The organism is Pseudomonas sp. GM74 (genome assembly GCF_000282455.1).
Lineage (GTDB): Bacteria > Pseudomonadota > Gammaproteobacteria > Pseudomonadales > Pseudomonadaceae > Aquipseudomonas.
In genome coordinates, this window is sequence record NZ_AKJG01000044.1 from 55,365 (window position 1) to 82,198 (window position 26,834).

General features: G+C 58.1%; 28 protein-coding genes and 1 tRNA gene. 14 read left to right on the forward strand and 15 right to left on the reverse strand.

The window, feature by feature from the left end:
• Nucleotides 1-44 precede the first annotated feature (44 nt).
• Nucleotides 45-866, reverse strand: coding sequence for a c-type cytochrome (locus PMI34_RS19090; protein WP_008048440.1), 822 nt, complete (start codon nucleotides 864-866; stop codon nucleotides 45-47).
• Nucleotides 867-1,460: 594 nt separating this feature from the next.
• Between PMI34_RS19090 and PMI34_RS19085 the strand changes: the two genes are divergently transcribed.
• The 3 genes from PMI34_RS19085 to PMI34_RS19075 all read left to right on the forward strand — a co-directional run bounded on the left by PMI34_RS19085 (nucleotide 1,461) and on the right by PMI34_RS19075 (nucleotide 5,659).
• The gene (locus tag PMI34_RS19085) at nucleotides 1,461-2,666 is read left to right on the forward strand and encodes an acetyl-CoA C-acetyltransferase (protein ID WP_008048443.1); all 1,206 of its coding nucleotides are present in this window, start codon (nucleotides 1,461-1,463) and stop codon (nucleotides 2,664-2,666) included.
• A 24-nt stretch (nucleotides 2,667-2,690) separates the two neighbouring features.
• On the forward strand, nucleotides 2,691-4,835 hold the full coding sequence (locus PMI34_RS19080) for a 3-hydroxyacyl-CoA dehydrogenase NAD-binding domain-containing protein (RefSeq protein ID WP_008048449.1): 2,145 nt from the start codon (nucleotides 2,691-2,693) through the stop codon (nucleotides 4,833-4,835).
• Nucleotides 4,836-4,930: 95 nt separating this feature from the next.
• Entirely contained in the window at nucleotides 4,931-5,659 is a 729-nt protein-coding gene (locus PMI34_RS19075) for an amidotransferase (protein ID WP_008048450.1), read from the forward strand.
• A 118-nt stretch (nucleotides 5,660-5,777) separates the two neighbouring features.
• Here the strand turns inward: PMI34_RS19075 and PMI34_RS19070 are convergent, their stop codons facing one another.
• From PMI34_RS19070 to PMI34_RS19060, 3 genes are all read right to left on the reverse strand, one after another.
• Entirely contained in the window at nucleotides 5,778-6,749 is a 972-nt protein-coding gene (locus PMI34_RS19070) for a magnesium and cobalt transport protein CorA (protein WP_008048451.1), read from the reverse strand.
• A gap of 160 nt (nucleotides 6,750-6,909) precedes the next feature.
• The gene (locus PMI34_RS19065; RefSeq protein WP_008048452.1) at nucleotides 6,910-7,632 is read right to left on the reverse strand and encodes a lysophospholipid acyltransferase family protein; all 723 of its coding nucleotides are present in this window, start codon (nucleotides 7,630-7,632) and stop codon (nucleotides 6,910-6,912) included.
• Between the two features lie 214 nt (nucleotides 7,633-7,846).
• A complete protein-coding gene (locus PMI34_RS19060) occupies nucleotides 7,847-8,536 on the reverse strand; it encodes a crotonase/enoyl-CoA hydratase family protein (RefSeq protein WP_008048453.1) in 690 nt (229 codons plus the stop codon).
• A gap of 308 nt (nucleotides 8,537-8,844) precedes the next feature.
• Between PMI34_RS19060 and PMI34_RS19055 the strand changes: the two genes are divergently transcribed.
• From PMI34_RS19055 to PMI34_RS27945, 3 genes are all read left to right on the forward strand, one after another.
• Nucleotides 8,845-8,934, forward strand: a tRNA-Ser gene (locus tag PMI34_RS19055).
• A 202-nt stretch (nucleotides 8,935-9,136) separates the two neighbouring features.
• The gene (locus PMI34_RS19050; RefSeq protein WP_008048455.1) at nucleotides 9,137-9,355 is read left to right on the forward strand and encodes a hypothetical protein; all 219 of its coding nucleotides are present in this window, start codon (nucleotides 9,137-9,139) and stop codon (nucleotides 9,353-9,355) included.
• A gap of 273 nt (nucleotides 9,356-9,628) precedes the next feature.
• Nucleotides 9,629-9,991 carry an NUDIX hydrolase gene (locus tag PMI34_RS27945; RefSeq protein WP_032829523.1) on the forward strand — a complete coding sequence of 121 codons (363 nt, stop codon included), beginning with the start codon at nucleotides 9,629-9,631 and terminating at the stop codon, nucleotides 9,989-9,991.
• A 131-nt stretch (nucleotides 9,992-10,122) separates the two neighbouring features.
• Here the strand turns inward: PMI34_RS27945 and PMI34_RS0127155 are convergent, their stop codons facing one another.
• The 8 genes from PMI34_RS0127155 to PMI34_RS27950 form a co-directional block, all read right to left on the reverse strand.
• On the reverse strand, nucleotides 10,123-10,533 hold the full coding sequence (locus PMI34_RS0127155) for a response regulator (protein WP_081498056.1): 411 nt from the start codon (nucleotides 10,531-10,533) through the stop codon (nucleotides 10,123-10,125).
• Between the two features lie 300 nt (nucleotides 10,534-10,833).
• Nucleotides 10,834-11,997 carry a site-specific integrase gene (locus PMI34_RS19045; protein WP_008048467.1) on the reverse strand — a complete coding sequence of 388 codons (1,164 nt, stop codon included), beginning with the start codon at nucleotides 11,995-11,997 and terminating at the stop codon, nucleotides 10,834-10,836.
• Between the two features lie 602 nt (nucleotides 11,998-12,599).
• Nucleotides 12,600-12,893, reverse strand: coding sequence for a hypothetical protein (locus PMI34_RS19035; protein WP_008048478.1), 294 nt, complete (start codon nucleotides 12,891-12,893; stop codon nucleotides 12,600-12,602).
• 15 nt (nucleotides 12,894-12,908) lie between these two features.
• Nucleotides 12,909-15,707, reverse strand: coding sequence for a toprim domain-containing protein (locus PMI34_RS19030; protein WP_008048479.1), 2,799 nt, complete (start codon nucleotides 15,705-15,707; stop codon nucleotides 12,909-12,911).
• A gap of 5 nt (nucleotides 15,708-15,712) precedes the next feature.
• Nucleotides 15,713-15,946: a hypothetical protein gene (locus tag PMI34_RS19025; RefSeq protein ID WP_008048480.1), complete on the reverse strand. Its 234-nt coding sequence runs from the start codon at nucleotides 15,944-15,946 to the stop codon at nucleotides 15,713-15,715.
• A gap of 70 nt (nucleotides 15,947-16,016) precedes the next feature.
• On the reverse strand, nucleotides 16,017-16,382 hold the full coding sequence (locus PMI34_RS19020; RefSeq protein WP_008048481.1) for a hypothetical protein: 366 nt from the start codon (nucleotides 16,380-16,382) through the stop codon (nucleotides 16,017-16,019).
• On the reverse strand, nucleotides 16,379-16,858 hold the full coding sequence (locus PMI34_RS19015) for a YmfL family putative regulatory protein (protein ID WP_008048482.1): 480 nt from the start codon (nucleotides 16,856-16,858) through the stop codon (nucleotides 16,379-16,381). The genes PMI34_RS19020 and PMI34_RS19015 overlap by 4 nt, the downstream gene beginning before the upstream one ends.
• 29 nt (nucleotides 16,859-16,887) lie before the next feature.
• Nucleotides 16,888-17,100: a hypothetical protein gene (locus tag PMI34_RS27950; protein ID WP_081498057.1), complete on the reverse strand. Its 213-nt coding sequence runs from the start codon at nucleotides 17,098-17,100 to the stop codon at nucleotides 16,888-16,890.
• Between the two features lie 84 nt (nucleotides 17,101-17,184).
• On the opposite strand from PMI34_RS27950, the gene PMI34_RS0127160 reads away from it, so the two are divergent.
• The gene (locus tag PMI34_RS0127160; protein WP_032829515.1) at nucleotides 17,185-17,535 is read left to right on the forward strand and encodes a helix-turn-helix domain-containing protein; all 351 of its coding nucleotides are present in this window, start codon (nucleotides 17,185-17,187) and stop codon (nucleotides 17,533-17,535) included.
• 354 nt (nucleotides 17,536-17,889) lie between these two features.
• Here PMI34_RS0127160 and PMI34_RS27955 read toward each other — a convergent pair whose 3' ends face one another.
• From PMI34_RS27955 to PMI34_RS19005, 3 genes are all read right to left on the reverse strand, one after another.
• Nucleotides 17,890-18,150 carry an ogr/Delta-like zinc finger family protein gene (locus PMI34_RS27955; protein WP_081498058.1) on the reverse strand — a complete coding sequence of 87 codons (261 nt, stop codon included), beginning with the start codon at nucleotides 18,148-18,150 and terminating at the stop codon, nucleotides 17,890-17,892.
• An 86-nt stretch (nucleotides 18,151-18,236) separates the two neighbouring features.
• Nucleotides 18,237-19,079 carry a phage portal protein gene (locus PMI34_RS19010; RefSeq protein ID WP_162130354.1) on the reverse strand — a complete coding sequence of 281 codons (843 nt, stop codon included), beginning with the start codon at nucleotides 19,077-19,079 and terminating at the stop codon, nucleotides 18,237-18,239.
• Nucleotides 19,006-21,045 (reverse strand): terminase large subunit domain-containing protein, encoded by a 2,040-nt coding sequence (locus PMI34_RS19005; protein ID WP_032829516.1) that lies wholly within the window; start codon nucleotides 21,043-21,045, stop codon nucleotides 19,006-19,008. The genes PMI34_RS19010 and PMI34_RS19005 overlap by 74 nt, the downstream gene beginning before the upstream one ends.
• Nucleotides 21,046-21,206: 161 nt before the next feature.
• On the opposite strand from PMI34_RS19005, the gene PMI34_RS19000 reads away from it, so the two are divergent.
• The 7 genes from PMI34_RS19000 to PMI34_RS29050 all read left to right on the forward strand — a co-directional run bounded on the left by PMI34_RS19000 (nucleotide 21,207) and on the right by PMI34_RS29050 (nucleotide 26,832).
• Nucleotides 21,207-22,076 (forward strand): GPO family capsid scaffolding protein, encoded by an 870-nt coding sequence (locus PMI34_RS19000; RefSeq protein WP_008048486.1) that lies wholly within the window; start codon nucleotides 21,207-21,209, stop codon nucleotides 22,074-22,076.
• Nucleotides 22,076-23,122, forward strand: coding sequence for a phage major capsid protein, P2 family (locus PMI34_RS18995; RefSeq protein WP_008048487.1), 1,047 nt, complete (start codon nucleotides 22,076-22,078; stop codon nucleotides 23,120-23,122). The genes PMI34_RS19000 and PMI34_RS18995 overlap by 1 nt, the downstream gene beginning before the upstream one ends.
• Nucleotides 23,119-23,886: a phage terminase small subunit gene (gpM, locus tag PMI34_RS18990; RefSeq protein ID WP_008048488.1), complete on the forward strand. Its 768-nt coding sequence runs from the start codon at nucleotides 23,119-23,121 to the stop codon at nucleotides 23,884-23,886. Before PMI34_RS18995 ends, gpM begins: the two co-directional genes overlap by 4 nt.
• Before the next feature lie 109 nt (nucleotides 23,887-23,995).
• Complete coding sequence (locus PMI34_RS18985) at nucleotides 23,996-24,448, forward strand: head completion/stabilization protein (RefSeq protein ID WP_008048489.1); 453 nt, start codon at nucleotides 23,996-23,998, stop codon at nucleotides 24,446-24,448.
• Complete coding sequence (locus tag PMI34_RS18980; protein WP_008048490.1) at nucleotides 24,448-24,894, forward strand: phage tail protein; 447 nt, start codon at nucleotides 24,448-24,450, stop codon at nucleotides 24,892-24,894. Before PMI34_RS18985 ends, PMI34_RS18980 begins: the two co-directional genes overlap by 1 nt.
• The gene (locus PMI34_RS18975) at nucleotides 24,884-25,576 is read left to right on the forward strand and encodes a phage virion morphogenesis protein (protein ID WP_008048491.1); all 693 of its coding nucleotides are present in this window, start codon (nucleotides 24,884-24,886) and stop codon (nucleotides 25,574-25,576) included. The genes PMI34_RS18980 and PMI34_RS18975 overlap by 11 nt, the downstream gene beginning before the upstream one ends.
• 11 nt (nucleotides 25,577-25,587) lie before the next feature.
• Complete coding sequence (locus tag PMI34_RS29050; RefSeq protein ID WP_008048492.1) at nucleotides 25,588-26,832, forward strand: DUF2586 domain-containing protein; 1,245 nt, start codon at nucleotides 25,588-25,590, stop codon at nucleotides 26,830-26,832.
• The last annotated feature ends 2 nt before the right edge of the window (nucleotides 26,833-26,834 follow it).

A 26,834-nucleotide genomic window follows, 5' to 3' on the forward strand; every position in this document is an offset into this window, starting at 1 on the left:
ACCCTGTGGGAGCGAGCAAGCTCGCTCCCTCAAAGAATTCGGTGTCAGGGCTTCACCTTGCGCCCGACCATATGTTGCAAATACCCCACCAACATCCCCAGATCTCCATCCGGCAACACCTCGGCCGAGAACCCGGGCATCTTCGCCTGCGGCCACTGGCGCAAGCTCTGTGGATCGCGAATGTAGCGCTTGAGGAAGTCCGCGCCGAAGTACTCGGTCGGGTTGTACGGAATATTCAGGTCCGGCCCGAATTGCGCATCCCCGGCGCCATTGAGTCGATGGCAGGCCAGGCAATTTTTCTGGAACAACGCAAAGCCCTTGTTCACAGGATCATCCGCCTTCAAGGCCGGATCGGGCAGCAGGGCAGGGAAGCGCTCGGCCACGGGCGCCAGGCGTTTGATGCTCGCCACCTGGAACGGCCATTGTTCGGGGCTGATGTTGCCAGCCTGCGGGTTGCTCCAGACCAGATAGAACGGCCCGGCGCCCGGCTTGCCTTCCGATAGCGGCGGCCAGGGTTTGGCCGGGTCTTCAATCGCCAGCCACGCCTGTGCCCCCTGGGTATTGAGCAACGGCGCCGCGGTCATTTCGGCGGCAAAGCCATCCAGGGCCACGGCTTGCAGATGGTCTTCAGGCTTGATGCCGGTCAGCAGTGCGGACAGCGGCACGGCGCGGTAACTCATGTCCCGTTTGTAGGAAACGTCGTTGCTGATGTCGATGGTTTGAACCTGAGGATGCTTGAGCAATTGCTCGGTCTGCCAGGTGCGACTGTTCGCGCCCAGTTCCAGGTTCAACTGTGCGGCATACAGGGGCGAGCCGAACAGCATGGCCCCGAGCAGAATGAGCATTTTCAAGTGATCGCCGTCCATGTCGTGTGCAAGTGCCGCAAGATTGGCACAGCCACGCTGGCCCGGGTAGCGGGCCAGTCACATTTTGAGAGTGGCAATTCAAAAACTGTGACGCCGTATCTTTTAGACGCGACTAGCCGATGACTTTGGTCAGATTCGGCAATATCAACAACAGCGTGGTGGCGAAAAGGATGAGCCCGGCTTGACGTACTTTCGATTGTTTGAACATGGCTTGACCGCCTTTTTTGTTATTTCCTGATGCCTGCCCGCATAGCTCCATGATGGCAGCGCGTTGCACTTCCTGTAGTGACGAGCGCCTCGGCAAAACCCGACGACAACTTCGTACAAGTTCACCTTAGAGCCCGCGCTGCGCTTGGTTTAGATCCATTTCGTATGGTGTTGTTACGATTTGCTTTAAAAAAGGCATGAGGCCTATTGCCAGCTTCTTTGGCGCCCGTTGGCTAGACAGCTTGGGGTCCTGAATGGTAGCTGACTACCGTCCGTCTGAGCGTGAGCGTCAACGTCTGTGAGCGCTGCGGTCATTGAATCAAACGCGGCTCGGGCCAAGAGTGGGCACTCGGTATTTACCCACCTGCATTGCGGTTCGAGGACGTCATGACCCAAGCATTGATTTTCGACGCGTTACGCACGCCCCGTGGTAAAGGCAAGGCCGATGGCGCCTTGCACAGCGTCAAACCGGTGAACCTGGTTGCCGGTTTGCTCACCGCACTGCAACAGCGCACGGCGCTGGACACCAGCCAGGTCGATGACGTGGTGCTCGGCTGCGTGACACCGATCGGCGATCAAGGTTCCGACATCGCCAAGACCGCCGCTCAGGTGGCCGACTGGGATGTCAGCGTGGCGGGGGTACAGATCAACCGGTTCTGTGCTTCGGGACTGGAGGCTGTGAATCTCGGCGCGATGAAAGTGCGCTCCGGCTTCGAAGACCTGGTGGTGGTCGGTGGTGTCGAGTCGATGTCCCGGGTGCCGATGGGCAGCGATGGCGGGGCCTGGGCGCTGGACCCGGCGACCAACCTGCACAGTCACTTCACGCCACAGGGTGTGGGCGCCGACCTGATCGCCACCCTTGAAGGCTTCAGCCGTCAGGACGTCGATGCCTACGCCCTGCATTCCCAGCAAAAGGCTGCGCGGGCGCGGGCCGACGGTTCGTTCAACAAGTCGCTGGTGCCGGTGCAGGACCAGAACGGCATCATCCTGCTCGATCACGATGAGTTCATCCGCGCCGAATCGACCCTGGAAGGCCTGGGCAAGCTCAAGCCAAGTTTCGAGATGATGGGGCAGATGGGCTTCGATGCCACCGCGTTGCGGGTCTACAGCCATGTCGAGCGGATCAACCATGTGCACACCCCCGGCAACAGTTCCGGGATTGTCGATGGCGCGGCGCTGATGCTCATCGGCTCTGAAGCCAAGGGCCGGGCGCTGGGTTTGCAGCCCCGGGCGCGGATTGTCGCCACGGCAGTCACCAGCACCGATCCGACCATCATGCTCACCGGCCCCGCGCCGGCGACCCGCAAGGCGTTGGCCAAGGCCGGGCTGCGGGTCGAAGACATCGATCTGTTCGAGGTCAACGAGGCGTTCGCTTCAGTGGTGTTGAAATTCATCAAGGACATGGCCGTGGATCCGGACAAGGTCAATGTCAACGGCGGCTCAATCGCCATGGGCCACCCGCTGGGCGCCACCGGTTGCGCCATTCTCGGCACGCTGCTCGATGAGCTGGAAGCCCGACGCCTGCGTTATGGTCTCGCGACCCTGTGTGTCGGCGGCGGCATGGGCATTGCCACCATCATCGAACGCCTCTGAGCCCGGACTTCAAGGAACCCCGTTATGAACGAAGCCATTCGTTACGAAAAAGGCCAGGACCAGATCGTTGTCCTGACCATCGACATGCCCGGCCAGAGCGCCAACACCATGAACGCGGTGTACCGCGAAGCCATGGCGGACTGCGTTGCGCGCCTGGTGGCCGACAAGGACAGCATCGCCGGTGTGATCATCACCTCGGCCAAGAAGACTTTCTTCGCAGGCGGCGACCTCAACGAACTGATCAAGGTCGGCAACCCCCAGGCCAAGGCCTTCTACGACATGGTGCTGAGCCTCAAGGGCCAGTTGCGCACCCTGGAAACCCTCGGCAAGCCGGTGGTCGCGGCGATCAATGGCGCCGCATTGGGCGGCGGCTGGGAAATCTGCCTGGCCTGTCATCATCGCGTGGCGCTGGACAACCCGTCGGTGCAAATCGGCCTGCCGGAAGTCACCCTCGGCCTGCTGCCTGGCGGCGGAGGCGTGGTGCGCATGGTGCGCATGCTCGGCCTGGAAAAAGCCCTGCCTTATCTGCTTGAAGGCAAGAGGTTGCGGCCGCAACAGGCGTTGCAGGCGGGATTGATCGATGCGCTGGCGAGCGATCACGAAGACCTGTTGGCCAAGGCGCGCGCGTGGATTCTTGCCAATCCGGTGGCGGTGCAGCGCTGGGACGTGAAGGGCTACCAGATTCCGGGCGGCACACCGTCAAACCCGAAAGTCGCGCAGATGCTGGCGATTGCACCGTCAATCCTGCGCAGCAAAACCCAGGGCACGATGCCCGCGCCGGAGAAAATCCTCTGCGCGGCGGTCGAGGGGGCGCAGGTGGATTTCGACACGGCGCACCTGATCGAAACCCGCTACTTCACCGAACTGACCACCGGCCAGGTCTCGAAAAACCTGATTGGCACGTTCTGGTTCCAGCTCAACGAAATCAATGCCGGCGGCTCGCGGCCTCAAGGCTTTGAACCGTATGTCACTCGTAAAGTCGGCGTGCTCGGTGCCGGGATGATGGGCGCCGGTATCGCGTTTGTCAGTGCGGCGGCGGGGATCGATGTGGTGCTCAAGGACATCAATCTTGCGGCAGCGGAGAAGGGCAAGGCGCATTCGGCGGCGCTACTGGACAAGAAAGTCGCTCGCGGACAAATGAGCCTCGAACAACGCGATACCGTTCTTTCACGCATTCAAACCAGCGAAAACGATGCTGACCTGGCCGGTTGCGACCTGATCATCGAGGCCGTGTTCGAGGATCGAGAATTGAAGGCCAAGGTCTCGTTGGCGGCGCAGAAGGTCGTCGGGGCGGACGCGGTGATCGCTTCCAACACCTCGACCTTGCCGATCAGTGGGCTGGCGTGCGCAGTGCCCGACCAAAGCAAGTTCATCGGCCTGCATTTTTTCAGCCCCGTGGAAAAAATGCCGCTGGTGGAAATCATCAAGGGCGCCAATACCAGCGACGAAACTTTGGCCCGCGGGTTCGATTACGTCCTGCAAATCAGGAAAACCCCGATTGTGGTCAACGACAGCCGCGGTTTTTTCACCTCGCGGGTGTTCGGCACCTTCACCAACGAAGGCATTGCCATGCTGGGCGAGGGCGTGAGCGCGGCGATGATCGAGACTGAAGCGCGCAAGGCCGGCATGCCGGTAGGACCGCTGGCGATCTCTGACGAAGTGTCCCTCAGCCTGATGAGCCATATCCGTCTGCAAACGGCCAAGGACCTGCAAGCAGAAGGCAAACCGCTGATAGAGCACCCGGCATTTACCGTGATTGACGTGTTGCTCAATGAGTTCAAGCGTCCGGGCAAGGCTGGCGGTGGAGGTTTCTACGAGTATCCGACGGGCGGCCAGAAACACCTGTGGCCTGAGTTGAAAACCCGCTTCGAGAAAGCCGACGGGCAGATTTCGCCCAAGGACGTGCGTGATCGCCTGCTGTTCGTGCAAGCCATCGAAACCGTGCGCTGTGTGGAGGAGGGCGTGTTGACCTCGACGGCCGATGCCAACGTTGGCTCGATCTTCGGTATCGGTTTCGCCGCCTGGACCGGCGGTGCGCTGCAGTTCATCAACCAGTACGGCGTGCAGGACTTTGTCGCCCGGGCGCAGTATCTGGCCAAGCAATATGGCGAGCGGTTCGCGCCACCCGCCTTGCTGCTGGAGAAGGCCGCCAAAGGGGAGGCGTTCTAAGGGGGAGAGGATGCATTTCGGGGCTTGCCTTGTCACAGCGTTTCAAGGCAGGCTCTGGGGTGTGCATTATTCCCATCACGTGTCAGGTATTTTTTATGTCGTTACGCATCTGCATTCTGGAAACCGACCACCTGCGTCCGGAATTGGTTGACCAATATCAGGGCTACGGGCAGATGTTCAAACACCTGTTTTCGCAGCAACCGATTGCCGCCGATTTCACGGTCTACAACGTGGTGCAGGGTGAATACCCAAGCGACGACCTGACGTTCGACGCCTACCTGGTGACGGGCAGCAAGGCCGACTCCTTCGGCACCGACCCGTGGATCGAAACCCTCAAGAAATATCTGTTGACCCGCTACGAGCGCGGCGACAAATTGCTGGGCGTCTGCTTCGGTCATCAGTTGCTGGCGTTGCTGCTCGGTGGCAAGAGTGAGCGTGCGACCCAGGGCTGGGGCGTCGGCACCCACAACTACAAATTGGCCGCCAAGGCGCCATGGATGAACCCGGTGCGCGAAGAACTGACGCTGCTGATCAGCCACCAGGACCAGGTCACGTCGCTACCGGAGAACGCCACGGTCATCGCCTCCAGCGATTTCTGCCCGTATGCCGCCTATCACATCAACGATCAGGTGTTGTGCTTCCAGGGGCATCCGGAATTCATCCACGACTACTCCCGTGCCCTGCTGGAGATTCGCCAACAGGCACTGGGCGAGCAAGTCTACTCCAAGGGTATCGCGAGCCTGGAACAGGAGCACCACGGCACCACGGTTGCCGAGTGGATGATGCGGTTTGTCGCGCACAAGCCAACAGCTGTCAAAGGCTGAAAACATCGCGAGCAAGTCGGATCGCCGCACCGCCGCTCCCACATTGAAATGCGATCAACATGTGGGAGCGGGCTTGCTCGCGAATGGGGCAACCGGTTTTCACTGTGGGCACACTGTCCTACAGCCACCCCGACTTCTTGAAACTCGCCCACAACCCCAAACAACCCACCGTAATGAACCCCAGCACCCCGAAATACCCGTAGTGCCAGCTCAACTCCGGCATGTTCTGGAAGTTCATCCCGTAGATCCCCGCCACTGCCGTCGGGAAGGCCAGGATCGCCGCCCAGGCCGCAAATTTGCGTTGCACCACGCTCTGGCGTGAGGCCTCCAACAGCACCCCGACCTCAATCGTCTGGCTGGCAATATCCGCCAGAGTCGTCAGGTCTTCCATCTGCCGCGTTACATGGATCTGCACATCGCGAAAGTACGGGCGCATGTTCTTGTCGATAAACGGGAAGCTCAGCCTCTGTAACTCCTCTCCTATCTCGATCATCGGGGCCACATAACGACGCAAGCGCAAGACATCACGACGCAGGCCATGTAGCTTCTGGATGTCGTAGTCATTCAACACGCCACATAACACATTGCCCTCCAGTTCATCGATTTCCGCGTGAATGGCTTCGCCCATCGGCTGGTAGTTTTCGATCACGAAATCGAGGATGGCATAGAGTACGAAATCTTCCCCGTGCTCAAGCAATAGCGGACGCGCCTCACAGCGCTGTCGGACATGGGCGTAGGACGCCGAGTGACCGTTGCGCGCAGTAATGATGTAGCCATTGCCGGCAAAGATATGCGTCTCGATGAACTTGAGTTTGCCTTCGTCCCGGATGGGGGAATAGGTCACGATGAACAGCGCATCGCCGAAGGTTTCCAGCTTCGGCCGGCTGTGCTTTTCCAGGGCGTCTTCGATGGCCAGTTCGTGCAGGTTGAACTGGCGTTGCAGATTGTAGAGTTCCTCGGCGTTCGGCTCTTCGAGGCCGATCCAGACAAAGTGCCCGGGCTTTGCCGCCCAGGCTGCGCCTTCGTCAAGGGTGATATTGGTGACTCTCTTACCGGCGCTATAAACCGCAGCAGCAACAACTCTACCCATGATGGTGGTTCACTTCTTTTGGCAGCTTTCAATTGGCAACGAATGCATTGGTAGTGTGGATCAGCTTAACCTCGCAGTGTTTGAGAGTCAGTTAAATCTGCCGAGTTCTGGGCAAAGACGCACAGGCAAAAGAAAACCCGCACCAGGCGGGTTTTCTTTTTCAGGCGGCTTGCAGTTGCCGGTCCATCGATTCGATGCATTCACGCATCTGCTCGCGGCACTGGGTGATCAGCATGGGCATGTCGTCCAGGCTCAATCCGGCGGTGGGAATCGCCGGCAACGAGCGAATCAGGATTTTCCCGCTGCGCCAGCGGTTCAATCGCATGTGTTTGACGTAACTGCTGACACATACCGGGACGATCGGCACCCCCGCGGCAATGGCCATCTGAAAGGCGCCTTTCTTGAAGGGCAGCAAGTCCTCACCCAGGTTGCGCGTGCCTTCCGGGAAAACCCAGATCGAGGTGTCTTTGTTTTGCAGGGTGTGAGTGGTGGTCAACATCGACTTTCGCGCCTTTTGCGCATTGCCACGGTCGATCAGCACATTGCCGGCCAGCCAGAACAACTGCCCGAACAGCGGCACCCATTTCAGGCTCTTTTTGCCGATGCATACGGTACGGCGGGGCACCACATTGCCAAACACAAACAGGTCGTAGTTGGACTGGTGGTTGGCGATGATCACGCAGCTGTCGGGTTTATCCATCAACGGCCTGACTTCGGCTTTCACCCGCAAACGCAAAATACACATGGCCGGCCATGCGTACAGGCGTGCGCACAGGCGGCTATTGTCCGGATTGAATGGCCGACACAGGCCGAGAATCACTCCCAGCACACCTGCCACGATAAAGTGCAGGCCCATCAATGACATACGGAACAAAAACAGCATTTATAGGCCCCACCGGGACAAAAGGTGGCGCAGTGTACGGATGTGCACTGTTTTCGGCAATTGCTCCCAGGGAAGTGGGGGATGGCTGATGTTTGAGCTGATGTGTCCGACTATTTGGTCAGATGCGGTCTAGAGCGGTTACAGACGTTTAACGTAGACATGTATGAAAAAGCCCGACACGACGGTCGGGCTTTTCGTTGCAGTAGAACCGGGCTTAGCCCAAATGTTCCTGATCCTGGATGATGGCGTTGTCCAGGGCCTCCAGCAACGCTTTGCGCACTTTCAGCTTGGTGTTTTTGTGCGCGGTCATGTTGATCTTCTTCAACTGACGAGCCGCCGCCAGTGCCGCGCCCTGCAGTTCTTCAGGCGAGACCACGACATCAAGGAAACCGGCCGCCACGGCACCTTGTGGGTTGAACATCTCACCGTTGACCACCGAGCGCTGCAACGCCACTTTGTTCAGGCGGTCACGGGCAATCTCGATACCGGCGTGGTGCATGGTCATGCCGATCTGTACTTCGTTCAGGCCAATGCTGAACGCGCCTTCAACGCCGATGCGATAGTCGGCCGACAACAGCAGGAACGCGCCCTTTGCCACCGCATGTCCCGGGCATGCAACGATCACCGGGAAGGGGTGCGACAGCAGGCGGCGGGCCAGGGTCGAGCCGGCGGTCACCAGTGCCACGGCTTCCCTGGGGCCGGCCGTCATCACCTTCAGGTCATAACCGCCAGAGAGAATGCCCGGCTGGCCGGTAATGATCACCACCGCACGATCAGTCACGGCCCGATCCAGCGCAGCGTTGAACTCGGCAATCACATCCGGGGAGATGGCGTTGACCTTGCCATTGCTCAAGGTCAGGGTCGCGATACCGTCTTCGAGATGGTAGGAAATCAACTCACTCATGACGCTATTCCTTTCAATAAAGTTGGGCAGACGTTACCCACCGCCGCAGGCCAGGTAAAGCGCCGTGACTGACCCGCCAGTCACCCTTTACCCGCCCGCCAAGCGTAGCCCGCCGTGCCTGCTGCGCATTCCCCTCTATATAGAAGAGGACACGAAGCCGGAGATTGGCCGGTTTGCCATGGCCCGGAGCGACTGCAAATGCTGAATCGCGTTAACCGCATGAAAATTCTGAAAAAAATGTTTGCCATCGGAAAAGCTTTCGACTACATTAGCGCGCCTCGACAGACAGAACTTGTTTGAAGAGATACGGTGAAGTGTCCGAGTGGCTTAAGGAGCACGCCTGGAAAGTGTGTATACAGGAAACTGTATCGAGAGTTCGAATCTCTCCTTCACCGCCACATTCAGTAAACGCAAACCCCTGATTTTCCTAGAGAAAGTCGGGGGTTTGTGGTTTTTGGCGTCTGAAAAAGGGCCATATGGGACAGATCTGGGACAGATGCTCTAATCTGGTGCAGAAATAGGCCCCCACTGAATGAGTGAGTGGCCGTCGCCCGCGACGAGATGAACTAGACTTTTCCGACCGCCCCAAGGACGACTTCCATGCCAGATAACTCGGACTCCAACATTGCCACGGCAGATGCTCTGACATTGCTGCTGCACAACCAGCATGCCCTGGGAGCTGCTATAGAGGAGGTCACCAAGTGGCTTTCGGAGAATGGCGCAGAGACTGTTGCAGATAACGCAGTCGTGGCCATGGAAACCCTGGACACAAATACAAAAGCGATTACAGATGCGATTATGCGACTGCGGCAGTCCTAGGGAATCGCCCCTGAATCTGCAACGTAAATGACTGGCCACCAGCAATCTCTTTCAGATCTTCACGGTATGCAGCAATCGGCCATTTTCAGCCGGTCGCGACAGGCAGAAATCGGCCAGAAGCGGTCAGCCAAGGCCACATCAAAATCACTCATTCCGAAGACAATCTGGCACCTTTTTGAGTTCGGCGGGCTCTAAATGCTGCATTCGTCGATAAATGCGCCTTGAAGATGACATTTTTATTACAATTTAATGGCAAACCTTCCGGGTCAGAAGATGAAAGTCAGAGCTACCGTCATATGCGAGAGAGATAGGCATATCTTGCTCGTTCGAAAACCGAAGTCGAAATGGGTTCTGCCTGGTGGCAAGGTAGAAACTGGCGAAGCTATCGCTGGAGCTGCCGCTCGAGAACTCCAAGAAGAAACCGGGCTGAGCGTTGATCAGCTCCTGTACATTTTTGAGTTCGATGCAGGCAACACACGCCACCATGTTTTTGAAGCGTCTGTCCCTGATGCCGAAAACGCCACACCTCAAAACGAGATCTCCGAGTGCATTTGGCACTCTCTGAGCGCGCTTCATGACTTAGACACAAGCGATGCTACGAAATCAATTGTCAGTTCATTTCTACGCCGCCTTTAACTCCCCCCGGATCGTTTAGGTCGGCGCAAAGGTTAATCGTCTTCACATCATTCCGAGTGTCCGCATAGGGTTGTGGATTCAACCGGTCGACACAACAGATTGGCTAAATCGTTCAGCGGGCGTTTCGTAGTTTAGTGTTTTTTGAGGGGGCGATCAGGCTGAAGTAGGTTTACTACAGCCTTCGCCAGATCATCACTAGACCAGGGCTTAGCCAGGTACGTAGTTGAGTAGGGCACTATTGAGGCATCCAGCAAGTAACCGGAAGTGAGAATCGTAGCGGTAGCGGGCCATTTCGCCTTCACCATCTTTATGAATTCCGCACCTTGGAGTTGACCTGGCAAAACATGATCCGCGATCACCAGTGGGCAACCGTCCGGCATGCTCCGTAGGTAGGTCAAAGCGTCATCGGCAGTTTCGAAGTCCAAGGAAAGGAGACCGATCTCGTTCAAGATATCGACTATCAACTTGCGAATTGCTGGGTCGTCCTCAACAACGACCGCCCATCCCATTACCAGCGAGAGCTTTCCCCATTCTCTGTACACGCATGGCTCCTTAATCGGGTTCGAATTCCGAAATAGGCAGAGATAACGTGTCCAGTGTAGGTGCTTTCTACGCGGCATTACGGATCCAATCGGCGGCGAAAAATGCCATGAGTGGGCACGTTGTGAATGGTTGAGGGAACGTCGGCTATGGGTTGATAGCTGCCTCTGGCGACAGGTAGACAGAACGCCGCTTATGTTCAAAAGGCCCCCACACCTTGCCCAGGTGTGGGGGCCTTTCTTTGTTGCCACGAAAACCAGAACCCCATGGACTGGTATACCAATCTAGGGGGTTCTGGTTTGCTAAAGCTTTAAAGCGAGCTGCAGCATCCCCACGACATCCGGTCCGTCCTCATTAATCCACGTCCCATAATGTTGGCGGATCATGTTCCCGTTGGTATGCCCCATTTGTTCGGCGATCCAATCAATTGAGGCAATGCCCGTGGTCAGCAACTGACTGGCGTAAGTGTGACGGCATTGGCCAGGCCCTCGATAACGAACCCCGGCCGCAAGCAAGTGAGCCTTGAAGAACCTGTCTCGGACCACGAAGTCGTTGACATGCGGCAGGCCGCTTTTCGTATTCAGGAAGACGAAGTGCAGTTTGTGCTGCCGCACCGTTTTGTTGTCCCGCTCCACGATATCAACGGTTTCCGCTTTCCTTTTTCGGTTCAGCGCATCGATCTTTTGCAATGCATCCCAGGCGGGGGCGAGTAGGCGAACCTTGCGCGTCGATCTACGGGTTTTCGTCACCCGGTAAGCCCCGCGCACCTTGGATCTGCGGAAGGTCACCGTACCTTGTTCCAAGTCGACATCTTCCCAGGCCAAGGCGATGGTCTCGGATACACGGGGGCCTGCCCATACCATGAATTGAACCATTAACAGCTCTTGCGTGCGGCTGGTCGGGGTTTCGAGGATCTGTTTGATTTCTGCTCTAGTGAACGGGTCCGGTGCCTCGGGATCTGGCAGACGCACCATCAATCCCTCGGTCGGGTCGTGCGCGACTTTCATCCTGGTGCGATACAACCGGAACACCTGCCGCACGTTGCTGATGATGTCGCGGATGGTCTTGTTTTTGAGCGTTTTGGACAGCGTTCCCTGGATCCATTCCTGCAGGTCCAAGTGATCAATCTTGTTGATCTGTACTTTTCCCCAACGCGGCCGAACGTGGACTTCGGCTTTGTTTGCATAACCTCGATAGCTTGATGCTGCCACGCTATTGGCCTTGATCTTCAACCACAGGTCCAGGTAGTGACCGAAGGTGTTTTCGACCAACCTGGAAGAGTCGGGGAAGTGCCTTGCGTAATCAAATGTGCCGGCCTGGATCTCGTATTCGATGATGTCGACCAGGCGTCTTGCCTGGGCCACGATGGCCGGTGTGTTGCCCCCCGGGATTGATTCTCGGCATTTTTCTCCGTTGTGTTGAAAATAGATTCTCACGGAATTGCCGCGAGCTTCGACACCACTCATGTGAACCCCTAAGGCTGTGCTTGTGTATCGACAGTCTGACGAACGGAAACAAAAAGGCCCGTTTCCGGGCCAAGTATCTTGACGTGCATCTTCTAGTGGACGCGGCTCATTACTTCGGCCGTTGCTTGCGAAGATGGGCATTCATCAATTGGCGTTGCCGGCTGCATTTCATATGTCTGCCTTGGGCGCGCCACCTGCCGCACTGGTCGCAAAGACTGGTGTAGTCGATGTTCCAGGGGAAACGCTTTCCATTGATCTCGGCGGAGCTACTAGACATTGTGTTCAGTCCCCATGTCAGTGGTACTGGGCCACCGGGATGGTATAGCGAGCAGTTGGGCTACTAACGCCGCATCACTTTCACTCAGTTCGCCCAGGGTGTTGGCCATCTGACTTAGGCTTTCGAGGCGCGTCCGTGATTCGGGCGTTTTGTGTACCAGGTACCCGATCACTGCAGAGCCGATGATCGCGGTGGCCACTAGGTGCCGCGCCGGTGTGTTAGCCTTTGTGCCGCTGCTGCTTTGGTGCTGTGCTTGCATGGTGTTGCCCTCTGTGGTGGTTGGTGTCGGGGAGGTGCAACTCCTCGACACCGCATTCATTTCAGGTCAGTCCTTGCGGGCCAGGTGGATCACCAGGCCGTCAAAATGTGGCTCGTCCTCGACACGCGATTGCCACTCCAAAACCCTCAAGATTTGCTGTCTGCTGCAGTCGTCCACCAGGATCTCGCGCTGGCCACCTGCTGCCCGGACTTCCAGGATCTTCAGCAAGCCATCCTCCCCATAAGCACCCGCCTGGATAATCGGCGCGCTTTCTCCCGTGAAGTCCAGACGGTCCTGAACTGCCTGTAGCTTGCTTGTCTTGCCGTCGCCGGCATTGCCAATAAACACTTGGATTTGCATCGGTCTTGCTCTCCTTTACGCCTTGAAAGTCCAGCACTTCACTGTGGTCGGCCGGGGTTGTGAGCATGGATTGCGATTGTTGAAAGCAGCGCGTACGGCGCTGTGTACTGCCTTGTTGCTATCCAGGAACTTGCGGGAACGGGATTCTTTGAGCAGATCGCGCAACGTGGCCACATCGGCCAGCTTCTGTTTGTGTTCGGCGGCACGTTCACAGAATTCGTTGAGGTTGATGGCGATCACGGTGGGGTCGCTGCTGTGGTCCACCACCGGATCCTCGCTCAAGGATTCGAGGTAGTCGTAGACCTCCCAAAACTCGGCCACGGCCGCATGGTCGGAGCTGATCGACGCCTGGCGCTCGATGGCCATCCGTACGATTTGGCGCTGGGTAGCAGCGACCTGAGGATCACTCAGTTTGAGTACCAAGCGAAGGCCGTCCAGCAGCGAGAGCAGTTGCGCGTGGTTCTTGCTGATCCGCTCGACACGGATGTACCCGCGCAAGTCATAGCCGCAACTACTGCAGTTACCCTGGTCGCTGGTATAGGCCGTGCTGCAGGCGAAGCAGTGCGTATGCAACCGGCGCAGTTTCGCTTCGTGTTCGGACATACGTTGGGCGAACAGCTCAAGCACCGCGGACTCTTTGCCCACGGCTCGCAACAGGAAGTGGCTGAGGGTACCGCCATCCAGTGCGTTGAGCTGATCAGCTGCAGCACGGCTTTCCGGTGTGACGGTCGGGCGCACAAAGTGCAGTTTTACGATGCGCGTCATGATCGCTTCGTGGGCGACCACGGCCGCGTTTTGACTGATAGCGATCGTTCCCCTAAATGGGGGCTCGTACGTCTCGTTGCCGGCCGTCTTGACGCCTTTCGTGGCTAACGTGCCGCCGCCGTAAAAGTCTTTCAGTTCGTCCCACTCAAATGTTTTTGCGTGTGCCCGATCTTCGCTATGGCGGTCGGCTTCCAGGAACACTACCGGCATGCCGGAAACCTGGCCCATTAGGCGAGAGCGCCCGGCCTTCGTGGATTTCATAGGGTCGAATCCTTCATAACCTTCGCGTCCGAGTAGTTTCCAGAGCAGGTTCAGCAGAGTGGTTTTGCCGGCACCGGCTTCACCGGTGGCTTCCAAAAACGGGAATGATTGGTAGCGGGCGCGGATCTGTTCGCAGAACAGCGAGCCGAAGAAGAACACCAAGGCGACGAAGCCCTGGGCGCCGAAGCAGGTCCACAGCAGTTGCACCCACTTCTCGTCAAAGCCCTTTGCTTCGCGCTGCAGCTTGATGGGGACGCCCTTCTGCAGGGTTTTCAGGCGCAGCTTGCCGAACTCGAAATAGTCTTCACTGTTGACCTTGTAGGTGGTGCCGTCCTTGATCGCGATATCGCCGTAGACATAGCAGGTGTACTCCTTGCTGTAGCCCACGTAGTCAATCGTCGAAACGGTTTTGATGCCGAACAGTTGGTCCTTCATGAGTTTGTCGAGCTGCTGGCCACTGCCGGTAAACATTGCACCTGCCGCCATGCCGAGCAGCCGCTTTTTGAATTCGCTTGCGGCCGACAGCTGGCCGCTGGTGAAGGTGTTTTTCACGCTTTCGGAGTCGTGCGGGAAGTCCACGCGCAGGTAGTACCAGGACTCGTCCGTTACCTCGTTGCGTTGGAAATACAAGGCTTGCGGGTAGCAGTTGGCAATCTCTGCGACGCTACCGGACTGCTGCAGCGCCTTCTCGCGCTGTTGCGACTGGTTCAGCAACTGATCGTCGTGGTTCTCGCTGTCCTCGATGTCGGACATAGCCCGGTTGAATTTCTCCATGTCCAACTTGAACCAATACAGGCGGCTCCCAAAGCCCAGGTGAAATTCTCCGCGCTTGTTCCAGTCGTACATGAGCAAGGCCTTTTCCGCTGCGCTCTCTGCCAGCAGCAATGCTCCTTGGTGGCGGGCCTGCTTGAGGTCGGTGGCGATCTGTTCGGCACGTTTAGTGTCGTCTTGGATGAAGCTCCAGCGCTGATGGAGGTCGTTCCAATCAGACTTACGGCCGTCGCGTTGCGGGATCTGTGCTGACTCGCAGACGAAGCCAAGGGCCCGGGCTTCGCGCACCCAACGCCGGGTGTATGCGTTAGCGCTGGGCTCGTTATCAAGGGCCCACACCAACTTAGGCAGCTTCCCTCCCTCGCGGGTCTTAGCCAACGCCTTGAGCGAGTCTCCAGGGAACGCTGTCGAGGACATGGCCGATACGGCCGCGATGTCGTTGTGTACCAAAGCGATGGCGTCGAAGATCCCTTCGACGATCCAGATTTCCTTGGCTTCAAGAAGGTCGACGCAGGGAGGGCACCACCAGACGCCGCGATAGCTGTCCTTGGATTTGAAGCGGGCCTTCATCTTGCCGAAGCGGTGCGGCTGATCGATCAGGCGTTCCCACCAGCCGCCTTTTTCCAGGGCGAAGCGCACAGTTGCGCTGCCAGCGTTGTGTTCAGGGGAGTAGAAACTTTCCTGAGTGAACCAACCCTGGATCAGCTCAAACCGAAAGCCACGGGCGAACTCCAGGTAGGCACGCGCAGTGGCGTTCGGGTGCTGGTCTGTAGCCGGCGCACGCTTGCTCCAGTCTTCGAACAGATCGTCGTACAGTTCTTTAACATGCAGGGTGTGGCCACACTTTTCAGGTCGGCCACAGATCACCATCCATGGGGTATCGAACCTGGAGTACAGCTCTTTCTTTTTGCACTTGGGGCAAGTGCCGCCGCGCATGTAATCGGTGCCTGTGCGATGTTTCAGACCGAAGTCGGATTGGAGGCGTTGCAGCACGTCGTGGCGAAGATCTTCTTTCATGGGGGTTACTTCACTGCTTTCAGGCTGTGGGTTAGGGCTGCCATAAGGCTTTTTTGCGCAGCCATTGCCGGGACGTGTGCGAGAATTGCGCCGTGGCGCAGACCGTCCGCAACGAAGCGGAATTGATCGGCATACCAGTGTTCATTGAGGCTCAAGCGATATTGCTCACGCAGGGCTACCAGCAGTGCTTCAGCCTCGACAGGTGTCAGTTTCGCGTTGATGTTCATGGCGTTTTCCATCGTCAAACCTCAATTTTGGGCGCAGCTCACCCAAACCCACGGCGGTGGGACAGGCGATTTGTTGGGGGGATTACGAAGCGGTGACGCGGAAGCGGCCGTTATCAGGGGCGATAAGAATGCGTTCGTAGATCAGGCTGACTGGGATTGCCCAGGCTTTTCCGGTGGCAGTGTCGAAGATGACGGTGTGCGTGGACGTGCTGCTGGCAATGTCAATTCGTTGCCGATTGCTGGCTGCCACCATTTCGCTGCTGGCCAGGTGCACCAGCTTTTCGGCTGTCCGAGTCAGGACATCGTAATCCGCAATCAGGTGTTGCACGGCACGGTCAAACAGTTGCTGATCGTCGCCGAGGTGTTCGCATCGGTGCCGCTCAAGGAATACGAGAGCTGCGGCTTGAAGCGTGTCCTGATACTCCTGTACTGCGGGCAGGTTGTTCACTGGGCTTTCCCCGGTTTTACGCGGTATAAGTCGATGGCTGCCAGTACTTCGGCGTGTCGTGCGGCCATGTGTAGATTGTGAGCGTGGAGGATGATTTTGGCCTCTCCCTCATTGATCAAACCATCCTCCAGCGCTTGGGCAATTGCCTGGTCAACACAGCCGCGTTTGGCTGAAACCTGAACTGATCTCGCATACAGCTCGACGTTATCCAGCGTTTCCGGGTCGGCGATCGGTACAAACAACCCGCCGTACATGAGCGCAACAAAATTCGGCAGATGATAGGTGCCGCACTCTTTTTCCAGTATGTGAACCTGAACATCGCTGAGCGGACTGCAGCTCGCGTTTTCATAAGCATGGTTATCGAACTTTTTGACGTTCATTCCCAAACGAGCTGCAGCGCCTTCGCGCCCATTTGGGAAGCTACGAATGATCTGGCGTATAACTTCCTTGCGCGTCTCTAGAACTAGGCTTTTCATCTTCTACTTTTTCCTGTTGATCAGTGCCGCTACTGTGGGATTACGCCGTCTTTGATACCGAGTAATACGGCGGCGCGATGTGCTTCCCCACGGCGACATAGGCTCTGTCCACTCAGTACCGCGTATACGGTGCTGGGGTTCAGGTCGTGTAGTGCTGCGAAATTTTTTGCGCTCTGACCGCGTTTCTCTAGGGCTTCACGCGCTTGTTGTCGTGCTTGCTCGGTGATACTTCTGTTGGGCATAGTGCAGATCCGTGCAATTTCATGTGGTGTGAGATGCACAATGATGCACTTAGGTGCATTTGTAAACATCAGAGATGAATAATTTTGCACCTTTCAGAAGAAATTGGCTCCCGGCTCCAGGAAGAGCGGAAGCGCTGCGCTATGACGCAGAACGAAATTGCAGAAGCTCTGGGGATAGCTAAACGAACCCAAGCTAACTACGAAGCCGGGACAAGCGACGCCACAGCGTCTTACTTGAGCAAAGTCGCGAGCCAGTTCGGTTTTGACGTCCCCTATATTCTCACTGGATTGCGCACGACTCTGGCTGAACACGCTTTGAGCGAAGTCGAGGATTGTCTAATAAGGCAATTCAGAAGCATTACGCCATTCGATAAAGAAGCGATACGTCGTTTTCTGCAAGTTATGGCTGATGACGCCTCGAAGAGGTCGAATTAACTTGTAACAAAACTCGCAAGAGATTCATGGTGTTTAAGTTTTAACGCCGCTTAACGCCCCGATATCGTCGATTCAGCAATGCACTTTACGGAGTAGTTAGCATGTTGGATCGCACAGTAGGCGACGTTGGGGCGGTTGCAGTATCTGATATTGAATGGCATCCATTGACGAAAATTGAACGTCGTCTAATTTGTTTTCATCGACAGTTGACTGAGGAAGAGCAACTTCAACTATATCGACTAGCCGAACTCCTGTTCCAGTCCAGAGAGCCTACATAGGTCCTGATCGAGAGTTAAAATCTAACGATTAATGCACCTAACAAGTCACCGGCCTGAGCGGACGGGGGCTTGTATATTATGCAGTGGCAGGCGACCCGAGCTTCTCAAACAGTTCCCTCTGTTCCGCCCGGGGCATATTGCGTAAGTGATCGAGTAGCAGGCGATCAACCACCTGAGCTGATGGATTGAGGGTATGGCAAAACGTGAGGTTCGCGACCCAAGTGTGGCCACAATTGACAGACAGGCACTGGCAATAGAGCCTGGCAAACTCTAGCGACAATTCCTCACGCGAAGCGATCCGACCTTTCTCGCCACATTCCTTGCAGTAAATCCGCATAGCCCCACCCACCGTATTCACAGGAGGGTATTTTGCCACACAACATCTGGTGGTTGTGTGACTCTTCAAATACTAGCTGTGGTGAATCAGGTAACGGACTCGGGTTCAGCCCAGGCAATATGACGATCAGCCCGCAAACAGTCATTGACCTGGAGGAACAGTTGGCAAATCGGTCGAATCTCGTTGTTGGTGTAGATTCTGTCGATCTTTTCTATATCTCCAAACCCTCCCGCGTTCTCCGGTATCACCCCAGCCAAGGCCGGGTGCATTCGCCAGGCGGCAATCACATCGTTTCGTGTGATGTTCTTGATCCGTTCGAATTCGTCTTTGGTGGCCACGTCTCCAATCGGAATAATCTGAATGGCTTTTTCCGCGCCGCCGGGAATGTTTACAAACATCGAGCGAAAGTTACCCACACCCTTGGCACTTTGAATCTGGGACTTCAAGTTTGCCTCGTCCTCTTCGGACAAGTCAGGGTCGTTGGTATAAAAGATGAACCCTGCATGGGCGCCGTTATTGTAATAGCGACGGCGGAACAAGGTAGCCGATTCGTTCAAGAGCAAAGCATGCATGCCGCCCAGGTAGTCGGGCACACCATAAATATTCTGCTCCACGTCGTAATCCATGACGTGTTCCACGTCCTCCTCTTCAAAGTGCAACTCCTTGGCGTTGGGCAACAGCATCATGAAACCGCCCCCAACCTTGCGGCGCATGTTGATCGCCGGTAAGTGCTGCAACTCAATCACCTGGCCGATGACGTTGCGGATGCGCAGGAAAAACGCATCACCAAACACCATGAAATCCAACCCTGCGCGGCCCATGGTCTGCCGGCTGCACCCAGCCGAGGGGATGAAGTCACGCAGCAGCATGTTGCGTTTGAAGCGCGGAATGGTGCCGTGATGGGCGTTGGCCCGCAGCAGCTTGGCCAACCCCGTGCGCGACACGGGCGGCACGTACACCCGCCCGTCGCTGGTCGAGAACACGCCCAGGTATTCGCCGACGTTGTTGGTCAGCACCGACTCCGGCGCGCCGAAGCTGAACGCCTGCACTTTGTGAGGCTGGGGATTGGGCTGTTCGAGTTCGTTCATGGCTGCCTTCTAGGGTTGACCAGCGGCTGCGCCGCTTTTTGTTGACGTTGAGGGGTTCGTTGGCCAGCGCATGCATCACCGCCCAGGCGATGTCGGCATGCCCGGTGGCGTCGGTGCGCGAGGCGCTGTAGGTGATTTGGCCGCTGTTGGTCGCGCCGCGCTTGATCGTCAGGAAGGCCGAGGCGATGTCGTTCCAGTCGGCGTCCCATTCGATCCGCCGCCCTTGAATGGTGTCCTGGGCTTTGAGCACCAAGGTGTTTTTGGTTTCCAGGCTGTAATGGATCGGCGTCACGCGTGGGAAGAAATCGCGCACCAGGTCGAACACGCCATAGCCCACACCGGTGATGTCGATGCCAATGTGTTGGACGTTGAAACGCTCGGTAATCTTTTTGACCTGCGCCGCCTGGTAGGTGAACGAGTGCCCGCGCCAAGAGTACTTCTCCAGGATGCGGAACTTGCCGCCTTGCTCCAGGGGCGGAGCGACCACCACGCAAGTGGCATCGTCGCGGGTGCGGCTGGGGTCGTAACCGACCCACACCGGGCTGTTGGCGAATGGCCGTAGCGCCTTCGGGTCCGTGTCGTAATCGGTCCACAGCTGGCGATCCGAATAACAGCGCTCCAGATCCGCCAGGGCGAAAGCGCTCTGCGTGCTGTCGATAAATTTGCACAGGTAGAGCTGGTCGAACTGGTCGTCGGAGTTTTCCAGTTGCAGCTGTTCCAGGTCGAACAGATCGCAGCCGCCGGCAATGGCATCGTGAATGGTGATGATCTTGCGCCACTGCCCATCCGGACACAGCGCGCCCTGGCGTAGTTCGGCTTCGCTGGGGAACGGCAGGCTGGCCTTCTTGTGTTTACCGCGTTTGAAGGCATCGCCGGTCCAGAACGGATACGCCTGATGGCTGACCGCGCTGGGGGTAGAGAAATAGGTTTTGCGCCACTTCTTGTGGGTGGCCATGGCCCCGGAGAGGGTATTGAGTTTGTCGAAATCGCGAATCCAGAAGTACTCGTCGACGTAAACGTGGCCATGGTGCCCTTGGGCGGTGCTGCTGTTGGTGCTGAGAAAGCGCAGCTCGGCACCGTTGCTGAGGATGATCGGGTTACCGGTCAGCTCCAGGCCAAACCACTCGCGGGCAAACTTGATGATGTAGTTGCGGAAAATCTCGGACTGGGCACGGCTGGCGGACAGGAACATCTGGTTGTCACCGGTCAGCACCGCATCCATGAACGCTTCGCCGGCAAAGTAGTAGGTCAGGCCGGTTTGGCGAGCCTTCAGCACGTTGCGGATGCGCCGCGTCAGCGGGTTCTGCTTGGCCTCGAACAACTCTTTTTGATAGCCGAACAGCTTGCTGGTGAACTTGTCGAGAAAGTCCACCTCGGTCAGGTGGCTGATGTCGTTCTTTGGCGCTTTGGGTTTCTTCTTCCCAGGGCCGTCAGCGTCGCGACGGCTGGACTTATCCCCAGGCGCTCGCCGCTCACCATCGGCACCGGCGGGCAGATCCGCAGCAGTGCCGGGGGCCGGTTTGACCGCCTGCTTTTGCAAGCGCTCGCGCACGCTGAGCAGCCGGTCGAGCTCGTCCAGTTCCTTTTTTTCCAGCGTCTCGACCTTCTCCAGAATCAAGGTGATGCGCCGGCTGACCGCCGTCAGTGGTTCCTCGTCCGTCAGCAGTTCATCCCAACTGCCCTTGGCAATCCAGTAGTACACAATCCGGATGTTAGGCAGCTTGAGTTGCGCCTGTATCTCGCGGGGTTTGTAGCGGCGCAAATAGAGCTTTCTGGCCGCGTCTTTGACTTCAGGTAAGTAGGGCATGAGCCGCAGTTTATGCAGCTCCCCCCTCACAAACCCGCCCTTAAATTCCTGCTCAATCCTATTTCCTGAATATAGGATTTTCGCGCAATGGAACCGTTTGTTCGGGCTGGCGCAGCTGCCTATCGTGGCGGCCACTGCACCGAATCGAGCGACTTTGCCCCATGCCCCGCACCCTTGTTTCTGACTGGAAACGTGTCGCCACCAGCGGCAAAACCGTTGATGGCCGAACCATCGAAGCCCAGGACTTGCGCGACATGGCCAGCGCTTACGATCCGACCACCTACACCGCGACCATCTGGTACGAACACATTCGCTACTTTGGCAGCCTGGGCACTGTCGCCGAGGTGAAAGCCGAAAATATCAGCGGCGGCAAAGTGGCCCTGTTCGCCAGGCTCCAGCCCAACGACCGCCTGTTGAGCCTGAACAAAGACGGCCAGAAGCTGTTCACCAGCGTGGAGATTCAGCCGAACTTCGCCGACACCGGCAAACCCTATCTGCGCGGCATGGCGGTGACCGATGACCCGGCCAGCCTCGGTACCGAGGCATTGCACTTTTGTCGTCGAGCCGAGGCCGGCAACCACTTTGCCAACCTGGAACCCCTTGACGACCTGACCACGGGCAACAGCGACGAGGCTGTGGCCCTGTCGTTCTTCGCCCGTGCGTTCGCCGCCATCCTGGGCAAAGGCGGTTTCGAAGCCCCCGCACACCTCACAGAAGAGAACACTCCTATGGATCAAACAACCGTGCAGGCATTTGCCGCAGCGGTGGACAAACTCGGCACCGTGGCCACCAGCCTGGAAACGAGCGCCGCCACCTTTGCCACGCAGAAGCCGAACGAGCCAGACACCGCGCTCACCACTGACAAGACGGGCGATCAGCCCACCGGCATCACCGTCGAACAGTTCAACAGCCTGAAGGGCTCGCTGGACTCGCTCGCCGAAAAATTCAACACCGCGTTGAATCACGGCAAGGGGCAGGAGCTGCCCCACACCACCGGTGCCGTGAGTGACCAGCCAGAGGGCATCTACTGATGAAGCTTAGCGATAATGCCCGCTTGAAATTCAGCACCCTGGCCCTGGCGATTGCATCGACCTATGCCGTGGCCTCGGTCCATGAAGAGTTCAACGTCACGCCGACCCATGCGCAGACCTTGAATGAAAAAATCACCCTGAGTTCGGCTTTCCTGCAACGCATCAACGTGTTGCCAGTGACCGAGATCAAGGGCGAAAAAGTCATGATCGGGGTCAACGGCACCGTCACGGGTCGTATCAATACGGCCACCAATGACCGGGTCGCCCGTGACGTGCTGGGACTCGATGGCAATGGTTACGAGCTGTTCGATACCCAAAGCGACGTGGCGCTCAAATACGCCACCATCGATGCCTGGTCCAAGTTCCCCGAATTTGCGCAGAAGTACGCCGCTGCCGTGCAGAAGCAGATCGGCCTCGACCGCATCATGATCGGCTGGAACGGAACCAGCGTTGCTCCGAACACCGACCGCACAGCCAATCCGTTGTTGCAGGACGTCAACAAAGGCTGGATGCAGATCGTTCGCGAGCAAGCCCCGCAACAGATCCTGGTCGAGGGTGCGACAGCTGGAAAAATCCAGATCGGTGTCGGCGGCGATTACGCCAACCTGGACGCCCTGGTCTTCGACGTCTCGTTGATGATCGACGAGGAGTTCCGCGACGGTGGCGACCTGGTTGCCATTATCGGGCGCGACCTGCTGGCCTACGACAAGGGCAAGCTGTATGCCGCTCAAGGCGACAAGCCGACCGAAAAAGAACGCATCGAGATGGCCCAGGTGATCGCCACCTATGGCGGCCTGCCGTCGTTCACCTGCCCGCATTTTCCAAGCAAGGGCGTGGTGGTCACCAGCTGGGACAACCTGTCGATCTATTTCCAGGACAGCAGCTGGCGCCGCCAGATCATCCAGAACCCGAAACGCTCGCAGGTTGAAGACTACAACGCGCGCAACGAGGGCTATGTGGTCGAGCAACTGGGCAAGTTCGCCGGCATCGAAGCGGCCAACGTTGAGTTCGTCACTGTCACAGTGCCGGAGCCACCTGCGCCATGAGCCTCGCCCTCAATCACAAAAAGCGCCTGCTTGAGCAGGGGCCGATAACCGACCCAAAACCCTACACCTCGGCCACGGCCTTGGCGGGACCGGCCAACGCTCAAAAACACCTGGCGTTGATGAACGCGGCGCTGGCCGAGGATTGCGGCCGGCTGTCGGAGCTGAACTCGCTGGAGGCTCGCCAGCGCTTGAAGCGCGACGAGCTGTTGCCCAAGTACCTGGTGTACGTGCAGCGCTACCGCGAATCCGGTCTGAACCACCCGAACCTGGTGCTGATGCAGGTCCTGGTCTGGCTGTTTGACACCGAGCAGTTCGAGCAGGCCCTGGAGCTGGCGGACTTTGCCATCGAGCAGGGTCAGGCCATGCCGGAGCGCTTCCGCCGCGATATTCCCACCTTTGTGGGTGACACGATGGTCGAGTGGGCCGAGGCGCAGCACAAAGCCCAGCGCAACCCGGAACCGTACCTGTCGCAGCTGTTGTTGCGTGTGGACGGTCAGTGGCCAGGCCACCGCGATCCTCGTGATGGCGACCCACGCGAGCTGCCGGCACCGGCGGCCTCGTGGGAGCTGTTCGAGAAGATCCCGGCGCGCTACCACAAGCTGCTGGGCATCCTCGCCATGGAAGACAAGCGCTGGGCCAAAGCCTGCGCGCACTTTTACCGGGCCAATGAGCTGTATCCCGAGATCGGTGTAAAGACCCGGATGGATGAGGCCAGCAAAGCCCTGCGCAAGCAGGAAGCCGACGAAAAGTCCGGTACCGAATAAACGACTAACCCCCCCAGCGGGGGCCTGCCGAGGTGAAGGCCCTGTGCCAACCGCCTAACGCAGTCACCCCCGCATCTATTCCGTAACAGCCCACCGAGGAGGTCAGCACATGAGTTTTGGCGGCAAGCCGACCACCCTGGTGGATTGCACAATACCCAACGACGGTTTTTGGCCGGACCTTGAGCTGGCCGAATTCCAGGCGTCCTATCGTCTGCCGGCGGAGTACTTGCCGGAGATGATGGTCGAGGGGCTGACGCTCGCCATGGGTGAAGTCAACCTGGACCTGGCCAAGCGAAAAGCTGAATGGCAGGACATGGGCTACAAGTACCTGGAAGGCTCCGGCATGGAGCTGGAAAGCTTCTACCTGGCCAGCTACCGGCGTGCCGCGTACTGCCGCGCCAAGTCCTTTTTGCTCCAGCAGTTCGCCACGGTCAACCGCCGCGAGAGCGCCGAGAACCTGGGCAAAGAAGCCCCGGAACGACATGAGCTTTTTCTGTCCTACAGCCAGCAGTCCGTGCGCGTTCTGCAAGGCCGTGGGCGTGTCACCGCGGAACTGCTCTGATGGAAAAGCTCCGTGCCCTGACCAAGTACCTGATCGAACATCGCGTGGTGGTCGCCGAGCAGCTGGAAAGTTGCGCGGAACAGGTCAACTTGACGCTGGTCTGGAAGCCTGAAGAACTCGGCTTGCACATGGGCGACATGCGTTACCGCGCTGTGATCTTCCTGGAGCGTTTTACCGAGCAACCGGCGCGGCTGATGGCCTTGCTGGGCACCTGGTTGGTGAACAACGATCCCGACCGCCACCTGGATGAACTGCCGGCGCCGACCTTCGATATTGAACAGATGGACCCGGATGCGTCGGACGTGGAAATCACGGTCGAATTTATCGAACCGCTGCACCTGACCGAGTCGCCGGACGGCGAGTTCGAGGCCTTCGGGACCACCTGGGCCCTCGAACCGTTCGACCTCTGGATTGCTGAGCGCGGTGAGGTGCTGTATGGCGCGTAAACAAGCCATCAGCCTGACCGTCGAGGGCATGCTGGATGTTCAAACCCAGCTGGCCATGCTCAGCCTGCCGCCCAAATTACAAGCGCGCTTGATGAACCGCGTTGGCCTGCGTCTGCGTAGCCAATGGCGGCAACGCGTGCGCAAACAGAGCGACCTGAACGACAGCCCATTCCAGCCTCGCAAGTTTCGCAAGCAAGGGCAGAAGAAACGCATGCTCACCGGCCTGGCCAAACGAATGGGCGTCAAGCGCCTGGTCGGTAACGCCGCTGAGGTGGGTTGGGGCAACGCCAAAACCGCCATGATCGCCAGCGTTCATAACGCCGGCATGACCCTGCGTGGTGGTGCTGACCAACTGAGCCGGCAAAAGGGCAAAAACACCCTCATGGCCACCCGTTTTCAGGCCAAACGCCTGCGGGTGCTGGGCTACAAACGTGCCGTTCAGAACCCGGACAAAAAGCGCCGCAAACCCCGCTTTATGCGACCCGGTGTGGCGTGGATCGAGGCGAACCTGAGCTACGACCAGGCCGGCCTGTTGATCCGTTTACTCAAGGGCGACGACCCCGGCCCGGCGAAGTGGGACATCAAACTCCCAGGCCGCGAATTCTTCGGCATCGCCAACCAGCAAGAGGTCAACGAGCTGGTGACCTACCTCATTCCACAAATCCTTAATTCACCGCGATAGAGGCCCCTTCCATGGCTCTTGGCAAAGTAAGTGTCAACAACCTGAACCTCGGCCAAGGCCCGGTGACGGAGATCGAGCGTTACTTTCTGTTCATCGGTCCGGCGTCCGCCAACGTCGGCGAGCTGGTCGCGCTCAATACCCAAAGCGACCTCGATGTCGAACTGGGGGTCGATGCCTCCGATCTGAAAACCCAGATTGCCGCCGCGCAATTGAATGGCGGTGACCGCTGGGCCTGTATGGCGGCCCCGATTGCCCCGGACGGTGACTGGGCCGAAGCCCTGGACAAAGCCCAGCAAGCCGGTGTTTCGGTGGAAGGCGTGATCATCACCACGCCGGTGACCACCGGTGCCGAGCTAACGGCGATGCAAGACAAAGCGACGGAAATTACCAACGTGTACGGGCGCCGCGTGTTCTTCATGGCCGCCACCAGGGGCATCGACATTACTCCGGAGCCGGAGCCCCCGTTGAAAACTGCCGCTGCGTCCAAGGACCCGGACACCTCCGCGAAAAGCCCACGTGCGACGCCCAAGGCGGTTCAAACCACCGAAGGGGAAACACCGGCCCCGCGTATCCCTGAAGACTGGTCGACCTACCTGACAGCCCAGCGCGCTATCACCGCCGGCGTGGCCGCTCAACGGGTCATGGTCGTGCCGCAACTGCACGGCAATGACCAGGGCGTGTTGGCCGGCCGTCTGGCCAATGCCATTGTCAGCATTGCCGACAGTCCGATGCGGGTTGCCTCCGGCCCGTTGCAGGGTTTGGGGCCGGTGCCCGTCGATGCCGCCGGCGTGCCATTGCCGGGCAGCGTGCGCGCCGAGTTGGATAAGGCCCGTTTTTCCGTGTCGCAAACCTACCCGGATTACCCGGGTGTGTTCTGGGCCGACGGCAATACGTTGGACGCACCAGGCTCCGACTTTCAGGTGATCGAGTACCTGCGCATCGTGGACAAGGCCTCACGCCGCATCCAGGTGCTCCTGATCCAGCGGGTCGCGGATCGCCGGTTGAACAACACGCCCAACAGCATGGCTACTGCCACCTCGGCATTCATGCGCCCGCTGCGCGACATGGCGCGCTCCGTCACGGTGAACGGCCAAGTGCAGCCCGGCGAGATCGAATCGCCCAAAGACGGTGACGTGACCATCTTCTGGAAGAGCAAAACAGCCGTGGAAATCTACTTCACGGTGACCCCTTACAACTGCCCGAAAGACCTGACGGCATACATCGCCCTGGACCTGTCCAACGGCGAAGAGGAGTAACC

What these genes read in the sequence shown, in the direction of transcription:
- PMI34_RS19090 (WP_008048440.1), bottom strand. Translation starts at nt 866, where the DNA reads ATGGACGGCGATCACTTGAAAATGCTCATTCTGCTCGGGGCCATGCTG.
- PMI34_RS19085 (WP_008048443.1), top strand. Translation starts at nt 1,461, where the DNA reads ATGACCCAAGCATTGATTTTCGACGCGTTACGCACGCCCCGTGGTAAA.
- PMI34_RS19080 (WP_008048449.1), top strand. Translation starts at nt 2,691, where the DNA reads ATGAACGAAGCCATTCGTTACGAAAAAGGCCAGGACCAGATCGTTGTC.
- PMI34_RS19075 (WP_008048450.1), top strand. Translation starts at nt 4,931, where the DNA reads ATGTCGTTACGCATCTGCATTCTGGAAACCGACCACCTGCGTCCGGAA.
- PMI34_RS19070 (WP_008048451.1), bottom strand. Translation starts at nt 6,749, where the DNA reads ATGGGTAGAGTTGTTGCTGCTGCGGTTTATAGCGCCGGTAAGAGAGTC.
- PMI34_RS19065 (WP_008048452.1), bottom strand. Translation starts at nt 7,632, where the DNA reads ATGCTGTTTTTGTTCCGTATGTCATTGATGGGCCTGCACTTTATCGTG.
- PMI34_RS19060 (WP_008048453.1), bottom strand. Translation starts at nt 8,536, where the DNA reads ATGAGTGAGTTGATTTCCTACCATCTCGAAGACGGTATCGCGACCCTG.
- PMI34_RS19050 (WP_008048455.1), top strand. Translation starts at nt 9,137, where the DNA reads ATGCCAGATAACTCGGACTCCAACATTGCCACGGCAGATGCTCTGACA.
- PMI34_RS27945 (WP_032829523.1), top strand. Translation starts at nt 9,629, where the DNA reads ATGAAAGTCAGAGCTACCGTCATATGCGAGAGAGATAGGCATATCTTG.
- PMI34_RS19045 (WP_008048467.1), bottom strand. Translation starts at nt 11,997, where the DNA reads ATGAGTGGTGTCGAAGCTCGCGGCAATTCCGTGAGAATCTATTTTCAA.
- PMI34_RS19035 (WP_008048478.1), bottom strand. Translation starts at nt 12,893, where the DNA reads ATGCAAATCCAAGTGTTTATTGGCAATGCCGGCGACGGCAAGACAAGC.
- PMI34_RS19030 (WP_008048479.1), bottom strand. Translation starts at nt 15,707, where the DNA reads ATGAAAGAAGATCTTCGCCACGACGTGCTGCAACGCCTCCAATCCGAC.
- PMI34_RS19025 (WP_008048480.1), bottom strand. Translation starts at nt 15,946, where the DNA reads ATGGAAAACGCCATGAACATCAACGCGAAACTGACACCTGTCGAGGCT.
- PMI34_RS19015 (WP_008048482.1), bottom strand. Translation starts at nt 16,858, where the DNA reads ATGAAAAGCCTAGTTCTAGAGACGCGCAAGGAAGTTATACGCCAGATC.
- PMI34_RS27950 (WP_081498057.1), bottom strand. Translation starts at nt 17,100, where the DNA reads ATGCCCAACAGAAGTATCACCGAGCAAGCACGACAACAAGCGCGTGAA.
- PMI34_RS27955 (WP_081498058.1), bottom strand. Translation starts at nt 18,150, where the DNA reads ATGCGGATTTACTGCAAGGAATGTGGCGAGAAAGGTCGGATCGCTTCG.
- PMI34_RS19005 (WP_032829516.1), bottom strand. Translation starts at nt 21,045, where the DNA reads ATGCCCTACTTACCTGAAGTCAAAGACGCGGCCAGAAAGCTCTATTTG.
- PMI34_RS19000 (WP_008048486.1), top strand. Translation starts at nt 21,207, where the DNA reads ATGCCCCGCACCCTTGTTTCTGACTGGAAACGTGTCGCCACCAGCGGC.
- PMI34_RS18995 (WP_008048487.1), top strand. Translation starts at nt 22,076, where the DNA reads ATGAAGCTTAGCGATAATGCCCGCTTGAAATTCAGCACCCTGGCCCTG.
- gpM (WP_008048488.1), top strand. Translation starts at nt 23,119, where the DNA reads ATGAGCCTCGCCCTCAATCACAAAAAGCGCCTGCTTGAGCAGGGGCCG.
- PMI34_RS18985 (WP_008048489.1), top strand. Translation starts at nt 23,996, where the DNA reads ATGAGTTTTGGCGGCAAGCCGACCACCCTGGTGGATTGCACAATACCC.
- PMI34_RS18980 (WP_008048490.1), top strand. Translation starts at nt 24,448, where the DNA reads ATGGAAAAGCTCCGTGCCCTGACCAAGTACCTGATCGAACATCGCGTG.
- PMI34_RS18975 (WP_008048491.1), top strand. Translation starts at nt 24,884, where the DNA reads ATGGCGCGTAAACAAGCCATCAGCCTGACCGTCGAGGGCATGCTGGAT.
- PMI34_RS29050 (WP_008048492.1), top strand. Translation starts at nt 25,588, where the DNA reads ATGGCTCTTGGCAAAGTAAGTGTCAACAACCTGAACCTCGGCCAAGGC.